The sequence below is a fragment of the Pseudomonas sp. P5_A12 genome, assembly GCF_056400685.1.
Map to the genome: position 1 here is coordinate 1 of NZ_JBFUKU010000375.1, position 4365 is coordinate 4365.

General features: G+C 53.8%; 4 protein-coding genes. All 4 read left to right on the top strand.

What is annotated here, in order from left to right:
• Positions 1-847, top strand: an 847-nt coding sequence (locus AC1DSG_RS28160) for an ATP-binding domain-containing protein (protein ID WP_477793797.1), incomplete at its 5' end; no start/stop codon positions are given.
• Positions 844-2265 carry a tetratricopeptide repeat protein gene (locus AC1DSG_RS28165; RefSeq protein ID WP_477793798.1) on the top strand — a complete coding sequence of 474 codons (1422 nt, stop codon included), beginning with the start codon at positions 844-846 and terminating at the stop codon, positions 2263-2265. The genes AC1DSG_RS28160 and AC1DSG_RS28165, both read left to right, overlap by 4 nt.
• A gap of 392 nt (positions 2266-2657) precedes the next feature.
• The gene (locus tag AC1DSG_RS28170) at positions 2658-3338 is read left to right on the top strand and encodes a thermonuclease family protein (RefSeq protein WP_477793799.1); all 681 of its coding nucleotides are present in this window, start codon (positions 2658-2660) and stop codon (positions 3336-3338) included.
• 40 nt (positions 3339-3378) lie between these two features.
• Positions 3379-4365, top strand: a 987-nt coding sequence (locus AC1DSG_RS28175) for a hypothetical protein (protein ID WP_477793800.1), incomplete at its 3' end; no start/stop codon positions are given.

The following is a 4365-nucleotide window of genomic DNA, read 5'->3' on the forward strand; positions in this document are numbered from 1 at the left end:
GAGTCGGGGCTATCTTTCTGCTGCGCTGATTCGCCCGGCACATGCGATGACCCTGCATCGCGCCCAAGGCAGGCGCTGGCCCAGTGTCTGGGTCAATGCAGCACGCAGCGCTTCCAGCACAACCCCCAATAATGCGGATTACTTCCGCTGGCTGTACACGGCGTCCGTCATTGCCGACGAGCAATGCATCATCCGTCAGCTACCTGTACTCACGCCGCTGAGTAATGCATGTGTCAGCCGCGCCCATGACTTGAAAGTAGGCCCACTCCCCTTCAGACGTGGACTGTTCTACGACACAATCCGGCAGCCTACAGAGCAGGAAGCCTCGCTTAGCACCCCGCCGGGGTTCAACAATGTGGAGCTACTTCCACTATTCCTGACATTGCGTGAACGGCTGTCTGCCTCGGACTGGAACATTGCGGACTGGAGCGAGCACAACTACCAGGTGGTTATGGGACTGACCAATCGGCAATCGACGGCCAGCGTGCGGCTAAGGCTGCATTACGACAAGAAGTTTGCCGTCAGCAATCTGGTTTTTGTCGATGGCAGTCAGCCTGAGCAGGATGTCATCGGCAATCTGCTCTGCCAGCCGTTCAGGCCACATAGCGAAACCTTGGCGCAAGCGCTTGATGCCTTGCAGGAGCAGGTCACAACCCAGGGCTTCAGCCTTGTGGAGGCTAGGGAGTCGAACTATCGACTGCAACTGACGCTAGCCTTTGACGATGAAGTCGTCGAGGTTCAAGTAGCTTGCGACAAAGAAGGGATGATCGGCTCGGTGCGGATCCTGAAAGCATCTTCCGCGAGCGTCATTAAACGCCTGGAAGATGCTTTGGTGGTCTCGTTATGAGTGTCTTTGATGAAATTCGTGACCACAAATCACGCTTTGACTTCGAGGGAGCCTGGCAGGTCGGCTTTAAAGCAATGGAGCTTGAGTCTGGCAATGAGTTTCTAAAAACCTCAATGTTCTGGGTGACTTATGCGGCGCTAAAGCCTCTGATTGAACCGGTCAAATCCCGTGAAAACAAGGCACCTTTGCCTCACGAGCAGGCGAAGATCGACCTGTGGGCTTCACGGATCGCCACTCTCCAGCTAGAGCTTCCCAGTGAAAACATCGATTTCAGACTATGGAATCTGTTTGGCGAAACAGCAAAGTTCTGCGAGCCACTCTGCTCATATATTTTGCACAGTGGCAGCAAGCTATTTACGCCGGGTGATCACCAGCCATTCGTTTCCGAAAAGGGTGAATCTCCCAGTACGGTCATGAAACTGGCCCGTATAGTTGCCGCAGGTTTTCTGGTAAAGGGGGCTGGCAGCTCACTGCCAGCAAATCGAGTCACTGCGTTTCTGAAGTATGCAGAAGCCCACGCGGAGGATTCGACAGAGCGCAAGCTGTGGCTTGAGTGGGACAAGGCCCGGATATATTTCACCGTAGGTGAACTGCCTCGTGCCAGGGATTCCTACTTGGCCGTGCTGAAAAAGAAGCGTCGTGAGCCTTGGGCATGGTTCGGCCTGGCCAAGACCTATGCAGACGAGCCGGATAAGGCGATTTGCCTGATTGCCTCCGGCCTGACCTATGCCCATGATCCGAAGTTCAGCATTCCGGGGTTGGTCGAACTTACCGAGCACCTCGCGGAAACAGGGGTATACGAGAACGCCTCAAAAGCCCTAGTCAAACTGATGGCGATCTATAGCCAGAACAACTGGACGCCCAAGGACAATATCGTAAAGCTGGCATCCTACTCATGGTATGACGCCGCGATTGATACCAGTGATTTCGATACTGTGGTAAGGAGGCTCGCTGAAAACGCCAGTCTCTACACCATCTCTAGGCCGGGCTATTACCAGGGCGTACTGCAGTCCGTGCACGCCTCCAACAAAGGGGCGAACATTTACATCTCGAGAGATCTTGTCATCTCTGCGCGTAAAGCCGTTTTCCCAGGACGGCAAATACCGCCACCGGGAACCTTTGTGAAGGTTCTCTGTGACATGGACGCGGAGGAAAAGGAGGTCATTTCCACAGAAATCATTCAGGAATTCAGCTCCTCCGACATCCGCTCCTTCAGTGGCTCGCTGACAGTCAGTGAAAAAGGCTTCGGCTTTGTCAACAGAGAGATCTTTGTTCCGGCAGCACTGATCGCCGGCATTAAACCTGAAACCCAAGTGGCAGGAATGGCTGTCATGTCATTCGACAAGGTCAAGAATAAATACAGTTTGAAAGCGTTAACCCTCAACGATTTGCAAACAAACGTGCTGCATCAATCTTGAGAAAAGGCCGCCAGTTAAAAATGTGCGCGTACAGGCGCGAGCCTCGCCCTCGCGCAGTACGCGAAACGCCTGTGCCGCCCCGGTTTCCACCAGCGCCTCCTACTCGACGGCTCTTTCATGTTGATCCCCTGCGCTCGCGTCCAACCAGTACCCAGGGTATTGGTATAGCGCAGTCACGGGCTCCGGCTACCAGCTTGGCCCTTCGTTTTCACCAGGCGGTGGATCACGGTGGGGGGCGATTGACCATAATCGCCAATTACGCGCATCGCGTGCCGGACGCAGTCTGTCAGATTGCCATCCACTTACCCTCTGTAAGGATATGAATCGGGTCACATACCGCGATACTATCGGCGCCACTGCAGTGCAGGCCAGGTTGGCTGAAGGATAGAGACATGAAGTTGAGACATGGCATTGCAGCTTTCATAATCGCTTGGTTACCCCCCGTTTTTGCAGCTGAACTGAACTGCCGGGTTGTTGCTCTCAGTGATGGCGACACCTTTACGTGTCTGGACGCGGTCAAACATCAGCACAAAATTCGTCTAGCCAACATCGATACTCCTGAAAAAAATCAGCCGTATGGAGCAAAGGCCCAGCAATTGCTCGGTAGTTTGATTTTTAACAAGCAAGTGCGGATCGACACTCAGGCGTCGGATCGGTATGGACGGATGATCGGCTTGACCTATGTGGACGACATCAACGTCAACCGAGAGATGGTTGCTCGGGGAGCTGCATGGGTGTAYCCACAGTACAACCTTGACCAGTCGCTTCCGGCCCTCGAGAACATCGCGAAATCAGAACGATTAGGTATTTGGGCGCTTGATCAGGCAAAGGCCATTCCTCCGTGGAAATGGCGGACGTTAGGTAGACACCTCAATTCACCTCCATCCGAACACCAAAATCAGTCAGTAACCGCATATGCCCCTTTGTCCGGGTCGTCTGGCGTATGCGAAAAAAAGCGGCTGTGCGGGCAAATGACGGGTTGCGCCGAAGCGAAATTTTATCTGGAGCAGTGCGATGTTTTATCCCTCGATAGGGATAGGGATGGCGTGCCATGTGAAAAGCTTTGCCAATAGCTACTGCAGTCGAAGAGCCTCTCTTTCAGGAACAATGTAAATGACGTTAATTGAAAAGCTGTTTTCGTGGCTTTTTGTCTCTCGAAAATCGRCGGACGTAGAAGACCATCCAGATCTTTCGCCGTTGATTTTTGACGACCTGAAGAAAGAGCTGGCGGTCGACATCGAAGCAAGGAAGCTTGCCAGGGCGCAACTACCTGAGACGGATGCCACCTCACTGTCTTCGCCTGAGCTGAGGATCATTCAGCGTCTCGAGGCCGTCCGGGCCAATTACAAGCGCTGGGCGCTTGAGCGCATCAATGACATCCATGAAGGTCTGAACACCTTTGACATAACCATGTTGGTAAACCGCTCGCGTCAGTACGCCGACGAATACAACCGATTGGCAAACAAAGAGCTGTCTGATGCTGAGGTTCAGTTGGCGAGTCGGCGAAATGCAGCCGCGCGGCATCAAGATGACCTGGATGCATTTCGGAAAGAGCACAACCTCACACGCCAGCCCCATTACCCGGAAAGCAAGTCAACCCGCGTTGGGCTGGTGTTGCTCGGCGTGGTGCTGATCATCATCGAAGGCCTATGCAACGCCTATTTTTTTGCCCAAGGCTCGGAGTCTGGACTTCTCGGCGGTTTTATTCAGGCGGGCTTGCTGGCCGGCATGAATTTTCTTGTCCCTGCACTGTTCGGAAGAATCTGGATCCCTAACGTCAACCATGTGCGCCGGTTCCGCCGAATGGTGGGCTATGCAGGCATTGTGGTGACAGGTGTCCTTATGCTGCTTTCGGCATTGGCGATTGCCCACTTCCGCGATGCCATGACGCTAGCGGCTGATGACACGGTCAGCCTCGCGGCGGTTGCATTGAAAACGATGCAAGAAGCGCCATTCACGCTCGCCGATCTGTCCTCATGGATGCTTTTCATTCTCAGTATCCTGTTTGGTTGTTTCGGCTTTTGGGAGGGGTATAAGTTCGATGACCCCTATCCCGGATTTGGTCGCCGCCATCGGGTTGCTCAGCAGGCAGTGAATCAC